The sequence below is a fragment of the Pseudosulfitobacter sp. DSM 107133 genome, from assembly GCF_022788695.1.
GTDB lineage: Bacteria > Pseudomonadota > Alphaproteobacteria > Rhodobacterales > Rhodobacteraceae > Pseudosulfitobacter.
Genome location: NZ_CP085154.1, coordinates 3,191,398 through 3,208,122 on the forward strand (window position 1 = coordinate 3,191,398; position 16,725 = coordinate 3,208,122).

Annotated in this window: 13 protein-coding genes and 1 tRNA gene; 4 read left to right on the forward strand and 10 right to left on the reverse strand. The window is 62.3% G+C overall.

Annotation, left to right across the window (positions count from 1 at the left end; genetic code table 11):
• Nucleotides 1-50 precede the first annotated feature (50 nt).
• The 7 genes from DSM107133_RS15930 to DSM107133_RS15960 all read right to left on the reverse strand — a co-directional run bounded on the left by DSM107133_RS15930 (nucleotide 51) and on the right by DSM107133_RS15960 (nucleotide 7,824).
• Nucleotides 51-497 carry a DUF309 domain-containing protein gene (locus DSM107133_RS15930; RefSeq protein WP_240310399.1) on the reverse strand — a complete coding sequence of 149 codons (447 nt, stop codon included), beginning with the start codon at nucleotides 495-497 and terminating at the stop codon, nucleotides 51-53.
• Complete coding sequence (locus DSM107133_RS15935) at nucleotides 490-1,302, reverse strand: alpha/beta hydrolase (RefSeq protein WP_114292113.1); 813 nt, start codon at nucleotides 1,300-1,302, stop codon at nucleotides 490-492. Before DSM107133_RS15935 ends, DSM107133_RS15930 begins: the two co-directional genes overlap by 8 nt.
• The gene (locus DSM107133_RS15940; RefSeq protein WP_114292112.1) at nucleotides 1,299-2,846 is read right to left on the reverse strand and encodes a benzoate-CoA ligase family protein; all 1,548 of its coding nucleotides are present in this window, start codon (nucleotides 2,844-2,846) and stop codon (nucleotides 1,299-1,301) included. Before DSM107133_RS15940 ends, DSM107133_RS15935 begins: the two co-directional genes overlap by 4 nt.
• A 103-nt stretch (nucleotides 2,847-2,949) precedes the next feature.
• On the reverse strand, nucleotides 2,950-4,752 hold the full coding sequence (locus DSM107133_RS15945) for a feruloyl-CoA synthase (RefSeq protein ID WP_114292111.1): 1,803 nt from the start codon (nucleotides 4,750-4,752) through the stop codon (nucleotides 2,950-2,952).
• Between the two features lie 11 nt (nucleotides 4,753-4,763).
• Nucleotides 4,764-6,116 (reverse strand): TRAP transporter large permease, encoded by a 1,353-nt coding sequence (locus DSM107133_RS15950; protein ID WP_114292110.1) that lies wholly within the window; start codon nucleotides 6,114-6,116, stop codon nucleotides 4,764-4,766.
• A 6-nt stretch (nucleotides 6,117-6,122) separates the two neighbouring features.
• On the reverse strand, nucleotides 6,123-6,704 hold the full coding sequence (locus DSM107133_RS15955) for a TRAP transporter small permease subunit (RefSeq protein ID WP_114292109.1): 582 nt from the start codon (nucleotides 6,702-6,704) through the stop codon (nucleotides 6,123-6,125).
• A gap of 79 nt (nucleotides 6,705-6,783) precedes the next feature.
• Nucleotides 6,784-7,824: a TRAP transporter substrate-binding protein gene (locus DSM107133_RS15960; RefSeq protein WP_114292108.1), complete on the reverse strand. Its 1,041-nt coding sequence runs from the start codon at nucleotides 7,822-7,824 to the stop codon at nucleotides 6,784-6,786.
• Between the two features lie 494 nt (nucleotides 7,825-8,318).
• Here DSM107133_RS15960 and DSM107133_RS15965 point away from each other — a divergent pair, with 494 nt between their 5' ends.
• Nucleotides 8,319-9,416 carry an AbrB family transcriptional regulator gene (locus tag DSM107133_RS15965; RefSeq protein ID WP_114292107.1) on the forward strand — a complete coding sequence of 366 codons (1,098 nt, stop codon included), beginning with the start codon at nucleotides 8,319-8,321 and terminating at the stop codon, nucleotides 9,414-9,416.
• A 59-nt stretch (nucleotides 9,417-9,475) separates the two neighbouring features.
• Here the strand turns inward: DSM107133_RS15965 and DSM107133_RS15970 are convergent.
• Nucleotides 9,476-9,552, reverse strand: a tRNA-Met gene (locus tag DSM107133_RS15970).
• A gap of 53 nt (nucleotides 9,553-9,605) precedes the next feature.
• Nucleotides 9,606-10,640: a uroporphyrinogen decarboxylase gene (hemE, locus tag DSM107133_RS15975; RefSeq protein ID WP_114292106.1), complete on the reverse strand. Its 1,035-nt coding sequence runs from the start codon at nucleotides 10,638-10,640 to the stop codon at nucleotides 9,606-9,608.
• 66 nt (nucleotides 10,641-10,706) lie between these two features.
• On the opposite strand from hemE, the gene hemC reads away from it, so the two are divergent.
• The 3 genes from hemC (at nucleotide 10,707) to DSM107133_RS15990 (ending at nucleotide 13,192) form a co-directional block, all read left to right on the forward strand.
• Nucleotides 10,707-11,693: a hydroxymethylbilane synthase gene (gene hemC / locus DSM107133_RS15980; protein WP_114292105.1), complete on the forward strand. Its 987-nt coding sequence runs from the start codon at nucleotides 10,707-10,709 to the stop codon at nucleotides 11,691-11,693.
• A gap of 117 nt (nucleotides 11,694-11,810) precedes the next feature.
• Nucleotides 11,811-12,755, forward strand: coding sequence for a fatty acid desaturase family protein (locus DSM107133_RS15985; RefSeq protein ID WP_114292104.1), 945 nt, complete (start codon nucleotides 11,811-11,813; stop codon nucleotides 12,753-12,755).
• Entirely contained in the window at nucleotides 12,752-13,192 is a 441-nt protein-coding gene (locus DSM107133_RS15990; RefSeq protein WP_114292103.1) for a GNAT family N-acetyltransferase, read from the forward strand. Before DSM107133_RS15985 ends, DSM107133_RS15990 begins: the two co-directional genes overlap by 4 nt.
• On the opposite strand, the gene dnaE is transcribed toward DSM107133_RS15990, so the two are convergent.
• On the reverse strand, nucleotides 13,189-16,704 hold the full coding sequence (gene dnaE, locus DSM107133_RS15995; RefSeq protein WP_114292102.1) for a DNA polymerase III subunit alpha: 3,516 nt from the start codon (nucleotides 16,702-16,704) through the stop codon (nucleotides 13,189-13,191). The genes DSM107133_RS15990 and dnaE overlap by 4 nt on opposite strands.
• Nucleotides 16,705-16,725 lie beyond the last annotated feature (21 nt).

Here is a 16,725-nt window from a genome sequence, read left to right on the forward strand (position 1 = left end):
GTCAGGGTGCGTCGGCCAACTGATAGGCATGTTTTCGTGAATTTACGGCACTATAGTTCATCATTCACGGCCACATCTGCCAAACCGGCGGTATTCCTGGCCCATTCCAGCAATTCGGACGGCGTGACACCGGGAATCGGGCGGCTGGCGCGGCCTGCGACCAGATGTTCTTGCACCATGGTGCACAAACGCAATGTTGCCTTGGGGCGGCCCATCACCAGCTTCAGACGCGCATTGGCCAGCTGGATCACCGCTTGCACCATGTGCCGCTCGGCGCTGGGATCGGGCAATGCCAGCCAGACGGCTTCCAGCACTTCATGGCACTCCCAAAAATATCCCGCGTGCAGGTAATCCAGCCCCGCGCGCATGGCGGGGCTGTCAAAAGGGTCGGGATCAACCGCTTTCAGCGGGTCGAACCACCCCTCGGGGTGGCGGGCCGTCTGGCCGGGCACATAGGCATGGTCCGGCGCAGGGGTGCCGCCAGCAAGCTCAGGCAAGCTCCACCTCGGCCTCTTCCATGCGCTTGAGCCGCGCGCAGAATTCGGTGATGCCTGCAACCGTCTGTTCGGTGGCTTCGCGGTGCGGCGCATGGCCTGCGCCCTCGACAATCAGCGTTTCAAGCGGCGAATAGATCCGCCCGTCAATCTCGTCGATCTGGGCCATCGTGCCATAAGGATCGGCCGTGCCCTGCACCGCCAGCACAGGAATGCGCCAGTGGTCGATGCTGTCAGCCACGTTCCATTTGGCGTAATCGGGATTGGTCCAGATGTCGTGCCAGCCGTAATAGGCGTTGTCGGGACGGGCGTGATATTTGGCCAGTTTCTCTTTCAAACCACCCGTTTCATAGGCCGCCTTGGTCGCTGCAATCGCGGCAAGCCCTTGCGGTTCGGTGAAGAAATGCGGCGCGATCAACACAAGGCCGCGCACCCGCATGTCGCTGACGCTGCCGGCGTAAATCGCGGCAATGGTCGCTCCGTCGGAATGGCCCAGCAGCACACAGTCCTGAACACCGGCCGCATCCAGCAACGGCCCCAGAACATCCACCGCCTCGCGGGTTTGGTAATCCAGCGGGCGCGGCAGGGCGGCGGCAGTGGACTGGCCATAGCCCGCCCGCGAATAGGCCAGCACGCCAAAGCCTGTCTCGCGCGCCAGAACCTCGGGCAGATCATGCCACTGCGCCACACTGCCCAGACCCTCGTGCAGCATCACCAGCGTGGGTGCGTCACCCGGTGCCGCGCCAAAGCAGGCGTATTCCAGCGATGCCCCGTCAATGTCGATAAATCCGTTGGTCCAGTCCATCATGCGTCCTCGCGTAGTTTAAAGCGCTGGATCTTGCCGGTTGCCGTCTTGGGCAGTTCATCGACACAGGTGATCCAGCGCGGATATTTCCATTTGCCGATTTTCGTTTTCACATGCTCTTTCAGCACGGCCTCGATGCCATCGGGGGACACGCCCGCGTTCAGCACCACAAAGGCTTTGGGTTTTTCCAGCCCGTCGTCATCCCGCATGGCCACCACGGCGGCCTCAAGCACATCGGCGTGGCTGACAATGGCGCTTTCCACCTCGAAGGGGCTGACCCAGATGCCCGAGACCTTGAACATGTCGTCGGTGCGTCCGCAGTAAACAAACCGCCCGTCAGGACGGCATTCGTATTTGTCACCGGTACGGGTCCACAGCCCCTCGAAGGTCGCGCGTGATTTGTCCCGCTGGTTCCAATAGCCGCCCGCTGCGCTGTCGCCCTGCACCAGCAATTCGCCAACCTCGCCCGCGGCCACGTCTTCGCCCGCCGCGTCCACCAGCCGCACCGAATAGCCGGGCACCGCCACGCCCGAAGTGCCATAGACCACATCACCGGGGCGGTTGCTGAGGAAGATATGCAGCATCTCGGTCGACCCGACACCGTCGAGAATCTCGACACCCATGTGCTTTTCCCAACGCTTGCCCACATCCTCGGGCAGCGCCTCGCCTGCGGAAATGCAGCGCCGCAGTGGCGCTGCGGCGGCGCCGTTCTTGTCCATATAGGCAGCCAAAGCGGCATAAAGCGTCGGCACGCCGCAAAATATGGTGGGCTGCTCGGTGTTCAGAATGTCGATGACGCTGTCGGGCGTGGGGCGGCCTGCAAACAGCACCGTCGTTGCGCCGACGGCCATCGGAAAGGTCATTGCGTTGCCCAAGCCGTAAGCGAAAAAGAATTTGGCCGCCGAATACACGACATCATCCTGCTGCACGCCCAGCACTTGCGCACCATAGGTGTCGGCGGTGGCTTTCAGGCTGGAATGAACGTGATGCACCCCCTTGGGCTGGCCCGTCGAACCCGACGAGTACAGCCAGAATGCAACCTCATCGGAACAGGCACCAAAGACCGCTGCGGGTGCGTCGGCGCTGTCCACAAAGCTTTGGTAAGGGATCGTGCCATCGCGGGTTTCATTGCCGATCAGGATAACCTGTTTCAAGAACGGATTACCGACCAGCGCCGGAGCCACGGTGTCATACAGTTCCTGCGACACAAACAGAGTGGTGGCACGGCTGTCACGCAGGATCACATCATAAACCGACGTGGCCAGCAGCGTGTTCAGCGGCACCGGAATGACCCCTGCCTTGAGCGCACCCCAGAAGATTTGCGGAAATTCGATGGTGTCCAGCACCAGCATGGCAACACGTTGTTCCGCAGCGATACCATGCTGCGCAAAGGCAGCGGCCACGCGCCCCGAAGCATCGGCCAAAGCCCCGTAGGTCAGACTGCGCCCGCTGCCGTATTCGCGAAAGGCAACCTTGTCGCCGCGTCCTTCGGCAACATGACGGTCTACAAAATAGCTGGCTGCATTCGCGCTGGCTAAGCTCGACATCGGCGCTCCTCCCAAAGACATCCTATTGTGCGCTATCGTGCGCCAATTTCAGGATATCGCAACAGGGGTCGCAATTTTGCGCAACTTAGTGCAGGATTCCGGGCTAAATCGCGATGACAGCCGGGTCTGCGTCGTCATACAGGCGGTCCACCATCGGTGCCCTGCGCGCCAGAAGCTTGGCAAAGTTGATATTGCCCTTGGCGGTAACCTCGCCCTCGCCCATGTCGGGCGGATCGGACAGAATCAGCGCGCGGGTAACACGGGTGGCAGATCCGGTCGACGCAGCCGCTTTGTCACGCAAACGCGCGCGCAATGTGTCGGCCAGCGCAGCGCTGACAAAAGCACCGCTGTCGGCTTCCAGCGCAAACCCCGCCTTTTCGATCGCCGCGCGGTTGGGCACAATCAACAGCCCGATCTGGTCGCGTCCCTGCCCTGTCACGACAATGTCGGCGGCATAGGGGGCCAGCAGACCCAACATTTCCAGCCGCAGGTTCGCGGCCTGCACCCAGGTGCCGGTCATCAGCTTGAAGTCTTCGGAAATGCGCCCGTCAAAGCGCAGGCCAAGGTTCGGGTCGTTTTCATCGACAAAACGCATGGCGTCGCCGGTGATAAAGAACCCTTCTTCGTCGAACGCCTCGGCGGTCTTGGCCGGATTGTTCAGATAGCTTTGCATGATCGACGGGCCCTTGACCCGCACGTCGCAGCGCATGTCTGCGTCTGGCACCAGCTTGACGGTCAGACCGGGCATCGGCACGCCGACAATACCCGCCCCTTTGGTGGGCACCTGCTGCAACAGCGCCCCCGGCGCGGTTTCGGTCAGACCCCATGACGAGGTGATCAGCGGCACCCGTTGACCCGCCAGCGCGGCCAGTTCTTCCAGCGCTTCCCAGGTTTCCTGCGGCAGGGAGGCACCGGCATAAAAGATCATGTCGAGATCGCGGAAATAGGTCTCGCGCAGGGCGTCGTCACTGCGCAGCGCCGTCACCAGCTGGGCAAAGCCCACGGGCACGTTGAAGCTGACGGTGCCGGGCACCATCGCAAGGTTTTCCAGCGTGCGCCCGAACAGGGCGGGCAGCGGTTTGCCATCGTCGATATACAGGCTGCCGCCGCCCGACAGCACCATGTTGAAATTGTGCGACCCGCCAAAGACGTGGTTCCACGGCAGCCAGTCGACAATCACCGGCGGACGCTGGCGCAGGAACGGCAGGCCCTGTGCCAGCTGGGTCTGGTTGGTGGTCATCATGCGCTGGGTGGTCAAAACCCCCTTGGGGTCCGAGGTCGAACCCGAGGTCAGCAGGATCTTGGCCACCGTATCCGGGCCGACCGTGGCCCAGGCCGCGTCAACGCCCGCATCGGTATGCGCCAGCAGATCGGCAAAGGGCGTGGCCCCTGTGTCGGCGGGATCGGACGCGATTGCAGGGCAGTTCGCCCGCGTCAGACCAGCGGCATAGGCGGCGCCGTCACCTGCAAAGACCCGCGCGGGTTTGATCAGGTTCACCACATAATCCAGACGCGCGCGGGCGGCGGGGATCAGCGTGTATTGTTCGGCCACCGGCACCGTCGGCACGCCGACGTAATGCGCGCCCAGCGTCAGCAGCGCATGGTCGATGCCGTTGCCCGACAGGATCAGCACAGGCGTATCAGGCCCCATGCCCTGCCCCAGCAACCAGCCTGCAATCGCACGCGCCTTTTGCCGTGCGCTTGCATAGGTTTCGCGCCGCCAGTCGGCCCCGGAACGTTCCGCCAGAAACACCGCATCGGGCGTGGTTTGCGCCCAGTGTTCCAGCCAGACACAATCATTGCGCACGACCTCGCCCAGCGGGGTGTCGGCGGTCAGCAGGATGGTTCCGTCAGCACGATGTGCGCGCGTCACGGCATGGGGGGCAAGAACGGGCGTGTGGGTCATGGCATCGGCTTTCACGGGATCAGGAACAAGGTGATGGCCGGAAAGGCGACAAGGATCGCCACCCTGACGATGTCACTGCCGACAAAGAACATCACCGCCTTGTAGGTCTCGGTGATCGGGGTGCTGCGGTCCATCGCGTTGATGATGAACAGATTCATGCCCACCGGCGGCGTGATCAGCCCCACCTCGACAACGATCAGCACAAGGATACCGAACCAGATTGCCACATGTTCCGGCGTCATGCCGAAATCCATCGCCGAAATCACAGGGAAGAAAATCGGCACCGTCAGCAGGATCATCGACAGGCTGTCCATCACGCAGCCAAAGACCATGTAGAACACCAGGATGATAATCAGCACGACCCACGGGCTGAGGCCCTGACCCAGCACATAATCGGCCATGAACTGCGGCACGCCCGACAGGGCAAGGAAACCGTTGTAAAAGCCCGCGCCCAGCACGATGAAAAAGATCATCGCGGTGGTTTTGGCGGTGCCGATCAGCGAATCGCGAAACACGGCCCAGTTCAGATTGCCCGACACCAGCGCCACCAGCCCGGTGCCCGCTGCACCCACGGCAGAGCCTTCGGTCGGGGTGAACCAACCGGCATAGATGCCGCCGACCACAACGCCAAAGATCAACAGCACAGGCCAGGTTTCGGCCAGCGCCGCCCAGCGTTCCGACATCGGCTGCGGTTCGCGGGTGCCAGCAGAATCGGGATACAGGCGCACATAGATCGAGATTGTGATGACATAGCCAATCGCGGCCAGGATGCCGGGGATAAAGGCGGCCAGAAACAGCTTGGCAATGTTCTGTTCGGTGATGATCGCATAGATCACCAGAATGACCGAGGGCGGGATCAGGATGCCCAGCGTGCCGCCAGCGGCCAGCGTTGCCGTGGAAAACCCGCCCGAATAACCGTAGCGGCGCAGCTCTGGCAGGGCCACGCGGCTCATGGTGGCAGCCGTGGCCAGCGATGACCCGCAGATGGCCCCAAAACCCGCGCAGGCACCGACAGCGGCCATTGCCACACCGCCGCGCCGGTGGCCCAGAAAGCTTTCGGCGGCTTTGAACAGCGACGTGGACATGCCTGACAGCGTGGCGAACTGGCCCATCAGCAGGAACATCGGGATGATGGTCAGCGAATAGCTGGAAAAGGTGGTGTAGGTTTCTGATTTCAGCTTGGCCAGCAGCGGCGTGGGGTTGCCGTTCATGGCAAAATACCAGCCGCCCATGCCACACAGCAGCATGGCCAGGCCAATGGGCGCACGCAAAAAGATCAGGCCCAGCAGGATCGGGAAAGACCAGAATCCCAGCTCAAGGCGGCTGAGGTCGGCCAGCGGCAAAAGATCAAGCAACCATTGCATTGTCGGTTATTCCCCCATCGGGTCGTTGGGCAGGATCGCGCGGCCCAAAACCACTTCGGCGACACGGGCGCCAGCGCAGTAGACAGCTGTGACAGAGGCAACCGTGGCCGCAGCAACGCTGGCGGCATAGGTCCACCAGACTGGGAATTGGAGAAACAGCGTCGTCTCGCCGTTGTTCACATAGCGCATCATGCCATCTGCCAGCCGCGCCGTCAGGAACACGATCGTTGCCGCCAGAACCACCTCCCAAAAGGCGCGCAGCACCGCCAGCGCGCGCGGGCGCAAGCCCGAGGTGAACACATCCACAGTCGCATGACCCGAATACAGTTGGCACACCGGAAAGAACGCGAAGATGGCAAAGGCGACGCCGGCTTCAAGCAGCTCGTAAGAGCCGTTGATTTCGCCCACCCCCGCATTGATCGCCCAGTTCGACAGGCCACCAAAGGCGGATTGGGCAAATTCGGTGTGGAAGATATTGTTCAGAAAGCGCCCGATGATCGACAGGGTCATCAGAACGATAAGCGCAATAAGAACCAGACCGCCCAGAATAGCGGTGGCGCGGGCAAGCCAGGTGACCAGACGTGTCATGGCGACTCCGGTTTTGGGTAATAAGATGTGAGGAAAAGCTGCGACGTCTGCCTCCAGGCGTCGCAGCGTACCGGCCAGATTACTGGCTGTACTTATCCATCAGCATGGTGGCTTCGTCGATCAGCGCCTGACCGTCGATCCCTTTGCTGTCCATGTCCGCAATCCATGCGTCATAGACAGGCTGCGCCGCTTCACGCCACGCTTTGGCGTCTTCTTCGGACACGGTGACGATGTTGTTGCCCATGGCAACCGCTGCCGCGCGGGCGGGACCGTCTGCATCGGCTTGTGTGCCGCCTGCAAAGACCGAGAATTCAAGGCCCGAGTTGTCGTCGATCACCTTTTTCAGGTCATCGGGCAGCGAGTCATAGCGGTCTTTGTTCATCGCCAGAACAAAGGTCAGCACATAGAGCGCCTTGCCTTCAAACTCTGTGTGGTTGTGTACCAGTTCCGGCACCTTCAGCGCAGCAGTCACTTCCCACGGGATGGTGGTGCCGTCGATCACGCCTTTGGACAGACCTTCGGAGACCGCAGGCACGGGCATACCAACAGGGGTTGCGCCCAAAGCGGACAGGTAATCGTTGATCAGACGCGATCCGCCCCGAATTTTCAGACCTTCCATATCGGCAGGCACTTTGACTTCGCGGTTGGCGTGGATCATGCCCGGACCATGTACCCATGTGCCCAGAATATGTACATCTTTGAACTCGGTGTCCTTCATGTGTTCTTCGAACATTTCCCAATAGGCACGGCTGGCCGCGCGGGCATTGGTCATGATGAAGGGCAGTTCGAACACTTCGGTCGACGGGTAACGGCCCGGCGTATAACCCACCACGGTCCAGACAATATCGGCAACGCCGTCAATCGCCTGATCCATCAGCTCTGGCGGCTTGCCACCCAGTTGCATCGACGGATAGCGATCCACCTTGATGCGCCCGCCGCTGTCTTTTTCAACATTGTCGGCCCAGACGTCCAGCACCAGACGTGGCACGTTGGCCTGCGCGGGCAGGAACTGGTGCAGGCTGAGCGTGACCTCTTGGGCCGATGCTGGTGCCGCGCCCAGTCCCAGCGCGAGCGCCGCAGCGCCTGCGAGTGACAGGAATGATTTACGCGTGATGGTCATGGTCTTCCTCCCTTGTGACACGCTCTTGCGGCGTGCCTTTCGTGTGTCGTTGCAGCAAATTGGTAGGGCAAGGTTGTTGGGCTGTCACCCGATTTTGTAACCGTTGCCCTCTCCCACACCAAAGCTGCCGATCCAGTATTGTGCAAGATAGAACAAATACGGGCGATGCGCCGATCACAATATCAACAGCGAAACGCAAGATCCGCGCAAAGCTCCATATTTTCATAGTATATCCGAAAAAATCCGCCCAGAACACTAGGCATTATAATGCTATATATTCCCGGCCAAGGCGCATTTTCCCGGTGGAATCCCCTTTGTCCGCCCCCGCCAGAGCCGATTCACAGCCCGATCCTGCGCTTGGGCCATCACGGCACACAGCCTGAAAACCACCCCTCAACGATGTTTCGCAGCCTTTGCATATGGATCGGTCTGGAAGTCGGACGTCTTCTGGGTCCTAATGACAACGATCCGTTCAATTGCAGTGACCCAGATTCATGACGCTCGACTTTGCCGACTTGCGCACCGAGTTGCCCAAAACCGGGCTGACCCTGATAATCGGGGCGATCGGCGCGGCGCTGGCGGTCTGGCTGGGGTCGCCGCTGCCCTATCTTCTGGGATCCATGATCGTGGTCGGCGCGTGGGCGGTCTGGCGCAGTGCGGGCGTGCCGGACAACAGTGCGCGTCCGGTGCTGCAAACCCTGCGCAAGGCCTGCATTTCGCTGATCGGCGTGATGATCGGCGCGACCTTCTCGCCTGCGCTGCTGGAGCAATTGCCCCAATTGTGGATGTCGGTTCTGGCGGTGGTTCCCTTTGTCTGCGCCACCCATGCGCTAAGTTTCCTGATCTACCGCAGGCTTGCGGGTCTGGACCGCGTCACTGCCTTTTTTGCCGCCATGCCCGGTGGATTGATCGAAGCCGTGACACTGGGCGAAGCCGCAGGTGCCGACCCGCGTCTGCTGAGCACACAGCATTTCGCGCGCGTGGTTCTGGTGATTGTGGCAATCCCCACCGCCTATTATCTGGCCACCGGTGTCGTCGTCGGCAGCGCGGCAGGCCAATCGTTTGACAGCACGCCCGCAGGTCTGCTCGACATGGCAGAACTGGCGGTTCTCTGCGTTATCGGCATCTGGCTGGGGCGCACCTTGCGCCTGCCCGCGTCCTACATGATCGGGCCGATGCTGCTGAGCGCCATTGTCCACGGCACCGGCGTTCTGGACGTGGCAAGCCCCGGCTGGCTGCTGGCAGCGGCGCAATTGGTGATTGGTGCGGGCCTTGGCGTGCTGTTTGCCGGATCGTCATTGCGCAGTTTGGCGCGGGCCTTCGGATTCGGATGCATCAGCGTGGCCGCGATGCTGTCGGTGGCGGTGGCCTTTGCCGCGATGCTGGCACCATGGTCCAGCCTGCCGTTCATTGCGCTGGTGATCAGCCTTGCCCCCGGCGGCGTGACCGAAATGGGACTGGTGGCGCTGAGCCTGGGAATCAGCCCGGTGGCGATCACCGTGCACCATCTGTTCCGCATCGTGCTGGCGGTCGGCATTGCGGGCTGGGCCATGCCAAGGTTGCGTGCAAAAGAACCGGCATCTGCGCCGTAACAGGGGCAGACGGGCAAGCCGTTTGGCGATCCGTCTAATCCCGAAATGTTGGTGGTAAATGGTGGCGTGGGGGAGACTTGAACTCCCGACCTATCGATTATGAGTCGATCGCTCTAACCAACTGAGCTACCGCGCCATCGGCGTGCGAAGTATGACAGGCGCGCGGTCAGGTCAACCCTGAAACGCAGCTTATCCTTCACGAACTGTATCAATCATCAATTGTACGTTGTCAGGGTCGGCATCCGGCGTGATTCCATGGCCCAGATTGAAGATATGCGGGCCCTTGGAAAAGGCCTTCACAATCGCCCGCGTCTCGTCAACCAGCGCCTGACCACCCGTCACCATATGATGCGAGGCCAGATTGCCCTGCACGCAACCATCGACCTGCACGTTCGCGGCGGCCCAGTCGGGGGCCACGGAATTGTCCAACGCCACACAGTCCACGCCGGTTGCCTTGGCAAAGCCCACGTATTTCTCGCCTGCCTCGCGCGGAAAACCGATGATCGGAATGCCGGGGTGGCGCGCCTTGAGGGCTGCGGTGATCTGACGGGCAGGCTCCAGGCTGTACCGCTCGAAATCGGCGCCCTTCAGCGATCCGGCCCAGCTGTCGAAAATCTTGACCACTTCGGCACCGGCGTCGATCTGCGCCGACAGGTATTCGATGGTCGCGAGTGTGATCCGCTCGAGCAGCGCCTCGAACAGCGCCACGTTCCCGGCCTTCAGCGCGTGGGCCGGTCCCTGATCCGGGGTGCCCTTTCCGGCGATCATATAGGTGGCCACGGTCCACGGCGCGCCGGCAAAGCCGATCAGCGTGGTCTCGCGCGGCAATGCTTCGGTCAGCAGGCGCACGGTCTGGTAGATCGGCGACAGCGTTTCGTGGATGTCCGAAACCGGCCCCAGCTTGTCGAAATCCGCCTGCGTGGTGACCGTGCTCAGCCGCGGGCCTTCGCCGGTGACAAACCACAGGTCCGCACCCAGCGCCTGCGGCACCAGCAGGATGTCGGCAAACAGGATCGCGGCGTCGAATCCATAGCGGCGGATCGGCTGCAAGGTCACCTCGCAGGCCAGTTCGGGATTGTAGCACAGCGACAGGAAATCCCCCGCCTGTGCGCGCGTCGCCTTGTACTCGGGCAGATAGCGCCCCGCCTGCCGCATCATCCAGATCGGCGGCACGTCCAGCGTCTCGCCTGCAAGTGCGCGCAAAATCTTTTTGTTCCCGGTCATCCGCTGTCCCCTTGTTGTCAGGGGTGAGGTCTATTGGCGCGGGGCACTTGTCAAGTCGGGCCTGCAATGGCAGGACACCGTGACACACCTTTTTCCAACCAAAGGCCGCGCGACGTGACCCTGCCATCCCCCGACCGCCCCCTGAAAATCGGCACCCGTGGATCGCCGCTGGCGATGGCACAGGCCTATGAAACGCGCGACCGGCTGGCCGCCGCCTTTGATCTGCCGCAGGCGGCGTTCGAGATCGTGGTGATCAAGGTGACGGGGGACATGATCCAGGACCGCCCGCTGAAAGAGATCGGCGGCAAGGGTCTGTTCACCCGCGAGATCGAACAGGACCTGTCGGCAGGCAAGATCGACATCGCGGTGCATTCGATGAAGGACATGCCCACCGAGCAGCCTGCCGGCCTGCTGCTGGACACCTACCTGCCGCGCGAGGATGTGCGCGACGCCTTTGTCTCGCCCACCTACAGCGCCATTGCGGACCTGCCGCAGGGGGCCACCGTCGGCACCTCGTCCCTGCGCCGTCGCGCGCAACTGCTGCACCGCCGCCCCGACCTGAACGTGGTTGAATTTCGCGGCAACGTGCAAACCCGCCTGCGCAAGCTGGACGATGGCGTGGCCGTGGCGACGTTTCTGGCAACTGCGGGGCTAAACCGCCTGAACATGACAGAGGTGCCCGCCACCCCCATCGACCCCGCCGACATGCTGCCCGCCATCGCCCAGGGGGCCATCGGCATCGAGCGGCGCGAAAACGATCCCGCCACCGCGCAATTGCTGTTGGCCATCCACGACACCGCCACAGGCCAGCGACTCGCCGCCGAACGTGCCTTTCTCGCCACGCTGGACGGGTCGTGCGAAACCCCCATCGCCGGCCTTGCCCTGCTGGATGGCGACACGCTGACCCTGCGCGGCGAGGTCCTGCGCCCCGACGGGTCCGAGGCGATCAAGGGCACCCGTACCGGCCCTATAGCAACAGGTGCCGAGATGGGCCGCGATCTGGCCCAGGAGCTTCTGGCCAAGGCCGGTCCCGACTTCTTCGACTGGCACTAAACCCTTCATCTTGCCAGACAAACTCCGGGGACGGCGCGCCAGCGCCGGGGGCAGAGCCCCAAAGGCAACGTCGCGTCCTGCTTGACGCAAAGGGCCTGCACACCCCACGCTGGCCCCATGACACCCGGCAAAGCCTATCTGACCAGCGACGAGATTCGCCCCCTTGCCCGACGCTCGAACCTGATGGGCGCTTGGCTGGTGGCGCATTGCTGGGGCACGATTGTGCTGGCGATCGGCCTGTTCGCGCTGTGGCCCAATCCCGTGACCTTCCTGCTGGCGGTGATCCTGATCGGCTCGCGGCAACTGGGTCTGGCGATCCTGATGCACGAGGCCGCGCACAGCGCCCTGTTCAAATCCCGCTGGCTGAACGACCGGGTCGGCGAATGGCTGTGCGGCTGGCCGATCATGGCAGACCTGCACGCCTATCGGCACTATCACCTGACGCATCATCGTTTTACCCAGACCGACAAGGACCCCGACCTTGTCCTCAGCGAGAAGTTCCCGACCAGCCATGCCTCGATGCGACGCAAGTTTCTGCGCGATCTGACCGGGCAGACGGGGATCAGGCAACTGCTCGGGCAGATCACGATGTTCATCCGGCTCGCGGGCGACGACGACGCCATTGATGCGGCCAAATCGCAATCGGCGCAGGCGTTCAAATCCAACATGCTGGGCCGCGCCTTTCCGGTGTTCATCGGCATTGCCGTTGCCATCGGCCTGATCGGAGACTGGTGGTGGGGGCTGGCGTTCTGGTTGTTGCCCTATCTGACGTGGTTCCAGTTCGTCCTGCGCGTGCGCAACATCGCGGAACACGGCGCGGTCGAGCGGTCGGACAATCCGCTGCAGAACGTGCGCACGACCCATGCGGGCCCCGTCGCCCGCGCGCTGGTTGCGCCCTACTATGTCAACTATCATCTGGAGCATCACATGGTGATGCATGTGCCCTGCTGGCAATTGCACAAGATGCACGCGCTGCTGATGGACAAGGGGCTGGGCGACAGCATGCGCACCGCCCCCAGCTACCGCGCAGCGATGATGGAGGCGGGCTGGCGCAGTTCATGACCACGCGCCTGCTCACCTTGTCGGATTACGCGCAAGCGGCAGCCCTTCTGGCACATCTATCAGACGGTGATCCCGTCGCAGATGCCAAACAATTCGCCGGACTTCTTGACCACCCGGGCACATCGGTCTTTGGGACATTCGTGAACGAAACGCTTGCTTGCACCGTCACGCTTCACATTCTGCCCAACATGACCCGTGCAGGGCGCCCCTATGCCCTGATCGAAAACGTGGTAACACAACCGGCCATGCGGGGACTGGGGTATGCAAACACCACGATGCACGCCGCCACTGAGTCCGCCTGGGCGAAGAACGCCTACAAGATCATGCTGCTGACCGGTCAGGACACCGGCGCGCGCGGGTTTTATGAAAAATTGGGGTTTCGTGCCGACCAGAAGTTCGGAATGCAACTGCGCCGCCTCCCCCCGCGCCGGCCCTAGATCTCCTCGACCGAGACCACGCCACCCAGACTTTTGATTGCGCCCTTGATCTGCGGGTTCACCGGGAAATCATCGCCCAGTTCCACGTCAACCTCGCCGTTCAGCCCTGCGCCCATCAGGCACAGTTGCACCGGGCCGCGCCCGATGGCGCGCTGGCCCTGCGCCGCCCCTTCCAGCACCGAGGCAATCGAGCCGACCGCCCCTGCATCGTTGATGAACACGCGCAGCCCCATGCCGCCCACATCGGCCACCACCGCATCAATCGGCGCGACAGACCGCGCCAGCAGCTTCAACTGGTCGCTTTCCATCGTCGCCTCGGCGGTGATGATCACCTTGGCGCCGGTCACCAGAAAATCCTGCGATTTCTCCAGCGCTTCGGAAAACAGCGTGACCTCGTAGGCGCCGGTGGTGTCCGAAAGCTGCGCAAAGGCAAAGCGGTTGCCCTTGGCCGACTTGCGGATCTGACAGCCCGCGACCACGCCCGCCAGTTTGGCGTTCTTGGCCCCGCGCCGTTCCACATCGGCCAGCACCTCGTCCAGCGTCTGCACGCCCTTGCGTTTCAGCGCACCGGCGTAATCGTCCAGCGGGTGACCCGACAGGTAAAAGCCCACGGCCTTGAATTCTTCGCTCAGCCGTTCGGCGGGCAGGTAATCGTCACCCGGCATCATCCGTGGTTCGGGCAGGTCATCACCTGCTTCGCCGAACAGCGACACCTGATTGGAATTCTTCTGATCGTGGATCGCGGCGGAATATTGCACCAGCGCGTCCAGCGCATCGAACACCCGGCGGCGGTTGTTGTCGAGCTGGTCGAACGCCCCCGAACGCGCCAGCATTTCCAGCGGACGCTTGCCCACACGCTTCAGATCGACGCGGCGTGCCAGATCAAAGAGCGTGGCAAAGGGCTTGTCCACGCCGTCCACCTTGCGCCCTTCGGTCACCAGCTTCATCGCCTCGACGCCCACGTTTTTCAGCGCGCCCAGCGCATAGACCAGCGCGCCGTCGACCACTTTGAACGTCGCATCAGAGCGGTTCACACAGGGCGGCACCCACGGCAGGCCCATTGCCTTGCGGACCTCTTCGAAATAAATCGCCAGCTTGTCGGTCAGGTGGATATCGCAGTTCATCACACCGGCCATGAACTCGACCGGATGGTTCGCCTTGAGCCATGCGGTCTGATAGCTGACCACCGCATAGGCCGCCGCGTGGGATTTGTTGAAACCGTAGTTGGCGAATTTGTCGAGAAGGTTCCAGACCTCCATCGCCTTGTCCTTGTCGACGCCATTGGCCTTGGAACCTTCCAGGAACTTGGGCCGCTCGGCGTCCATCGCTTCCTGAATTTTCTTACCCATCGCACGGCGCAACAAGTCGGCACCGCCAAGGCTGTAGCCCGCCATTTCCTGCGCGATCTGCATCACCTGTTCCTGATAAACGATGATGCCCTGGGTCTCGTCCAGAATATGGTCGATGGTCGGGTGCAGGTTCTCGCGCTCGCGCTGGCCGTTCTTGACCTCGCAATAGGTCGGGATGTTTTCCATCGGACCGGGACGATACAGCGCCACAAGGGCCACGATGTCCTCGATACAGGTCGGCTTCATCCTTTTCAGCGCGTCCATCATGCCGCTGGATTCCACCTGGAACACGGCGACGGTCTTGGCAGCGGCGTAGAGCTTGTAGGAGGCCTCGTCATCCAGCGGGATGGCGTTGATGTCGTTCTCGGTCCCCGGCGCGGGTTCATAAAGCTGCGTGCCATCCGCCGAGGTGTGCAGGTCGCGCCCCGCGCCCCGGATCTGGTCCACAGCGTTCTGGATCACGGTCAGGGTTTTCAGGCCCAGAAAGTCGAACTTGACCAGACCGGCCTGTTCGACCCATTTCATGTTGAACTGCGTTGCGGGCATGTCAGACCGCGGGTCCTGGTACAGCGGCACCAGCGCATCCAGCGGACGGTCACCGATCACAACACCGGCGGCGTGGGTCGATGCGTTGCGCAACAATCCCTCGACCTGCTGGCCGTAATCCAGCAGCCGTTTGACCACCTCTTCGTTGCGCGCCTCGTCGCGCAGGCGCGGCTCGTCGATCAGCGCCTTGGCGATGCTGACGGGTTTGACCCCCTCGACCGGAATCAGTTTCGACAGCCGGTCAACCTGCCCGTATGGCATCTGCAACACACGCCCGATGTCGCGCACCGCCGCCTTGGACAAGAGCGCACCGAATGTGATGATCTGCCCCACCTTGTCGCGGCCATATTTCTGCTGCACATAGCGGATCACCTCTTCGCGGCGGTCCATGCAAAAGTCGATGTCAAAGTCGGGCATGCTGACCCGTTCGGGGTTCAGGAACCGTTCGAACAGCAGCGCATAGCGCAGCGGGTCAAGGTCGGTGATGGTCAGCGCATAGGCCACAAGGCTGCCCGCCCCCGACCCACGGCCCGGGCCCACGGGGATATTCTCGTCCTTGGCCCATTTGATGAAATCGGCAACGATCAGGAAGTAGCCGGGGAACCCCATGCCTTCGATGATGTCCAGCTCGAAATCCAGCCGCTTCTGGTAGTCTTCCACCGAGGCCGCGTGCGGGATCACCGCCAGCCGCGCTTGCAGGCCCTCGTTGGCCTGACGGCGCAGCTCGACCACCTCGTCATCGGCAAACTTCGGCAGGATCGGATCGCGGCGATAGGCCATGAAGGCGCAGCGTTTGGCAATCTCGACCGTGTTCTGCACCGCTTCCGGCAAGTCGGCAAACAGCGTCACCATCTCGGATTGCGATTTGAAATAATGCTGGTTGGTCAGGCGGCGGCGGTCCTGCTGCTGGTCGACATAGGCGCCCTCGGCAATACAGATCAGCGCGTCATGCGCCTCGTACATATCCGAGGCAGGGAAATAAACGTCGTTGGTGGCGACCAACGGCAACTCCATCGCATAGGCCATCTCGACAAACGGCCGCTCGGTCAGCTTTTCCGCGTCGGGCTGGCCGTCCGGTCCGGGATGGCGCTGCAATTCGACATACAAACGCTGCGGGAATGCCGCCGCCAGCCGGTCCATCATCGCCTGTGCCGCCGGGCGCTGGCCTGCACGCAAAAGCTGGCCCACGGGCCCCTCCGGCCCGCCGGTTAAACAGATCAGACCCGCCGAAAGTGCCTCAAGCTCGTCCAGCGTGACCTGCGGCAATTGCCCGTCGCCCTTGAGGTACAGGCACGAGTTCAGCTTCATCAGGTTTTCGTAACCCGTCTCGTTCTGGGCCAGCAGCACCAGTCCCGCAGGCAGGCGCGGACGGTCGCCGGGGCGGGTCTCGACCCAAGTCACATCCACCTGACAGCCGATGATCGGCTGGATGCCCGCCCCCGACAGGGTCACGGAATATTCCAGTGCCGCGAACATGTTATTGGTGTCAGTCAGCGCCAGCGCGGGCATGTCGTGCTTTTTGCACAGGTCGGGCAGCTTTTTCAGCCGCAGCGCGCCCTCCAGCAGGGAATACTCGGAATGGGTGCGCAGGTGAATGAATCGGGGATCATTTGACATGGCGCAACCCTAACCCCGCCC

Bases quoted from the DNA above. Each gene is read 5' to 3' on its own strand.
- DSM107133_RS15935 (WP_114292113.1), bottom strand. From the start codon at position 1,302: ATGATGGACTGGACCAACGGATTTATCGACATTGACGGGGCATCGCTG.
- DSM107133_RS15940 (WP_114292112.1), bottom strand. From the start codon at position 2,846: ATGTCGAGCTTAGCCAGCGCGAATGCAGCCAGCTATTTTGTAGACCGT.
- DSM107133_RS15945 (WP_114292111.1), bottom strand. From the start codon at position 4,752: ATGACCCACACGCCCGTTCTTGCCCCCCATGCCGTGACGCGCGCACAT.
- DSM107133_RS15950 (WP_114292110.1), bottom strand. From the start codon at position 6,116: ATGCAATGGTTGCTTGATCTTTTGCCGCTGGCCGACCTCAGCCGCCTT.
- DSM107133_RS15955 (WP_114292109.1), bottom strand. From the start codon at position 6,704: ATGACACGTCTGGTCACCTGGCTTGCCCGCGCCACCGCTATTCTGGGC.
- DSM107133_RS15960 (WP_114292108.1), bottom strand. From the start codon at position 7,824: ATGACCATCACGCGTAAATCATTCCTGTCACTCGCAGGCGCTGCGGCG.
- DSM107133_RS15965 (WP_114292107.1), top strand. From the start codon at position 8,319: ATGACGCTCGACTTTGCCGACTTGCGCACCGAGTTGCCCAAAACCGGG.
- hemE (WP_114292106.1), bottom strand. From the start codon at position 10,640: ATGACCGGGAACAAAAAGATTTTGCGCGCACTTGCAGGCGAGACGCTG.
- hemC (WP_114292105.1), top strand. From the start codon at position 10,707: ATGGCAGGACACCGTGACACACCTTTTTCCAACCAAAGGCCGCGCGAC.
- DSM107133_RS15985 (WP_114292104.1), top strand. From the start codon at position 11,811: ATGACACCCGGCAAAGCCTATCTGACCAGCGACGAGATTCGCCCCCTT.
- DSM107133_RS15990 (WP_114292103.1), top strand. From the start codon at position 12,752: ATGACCACGCGCCTGCTCACCTTGTCGGATTACGCGCAAGCGGCAGCC.
- dnaE (WP_114292102.1), bottom strand. From the start codon at position 16,704: ATGTCAAATGATCCCCGATTCATTCACCTGCGCACCCATTCCGAGTAT.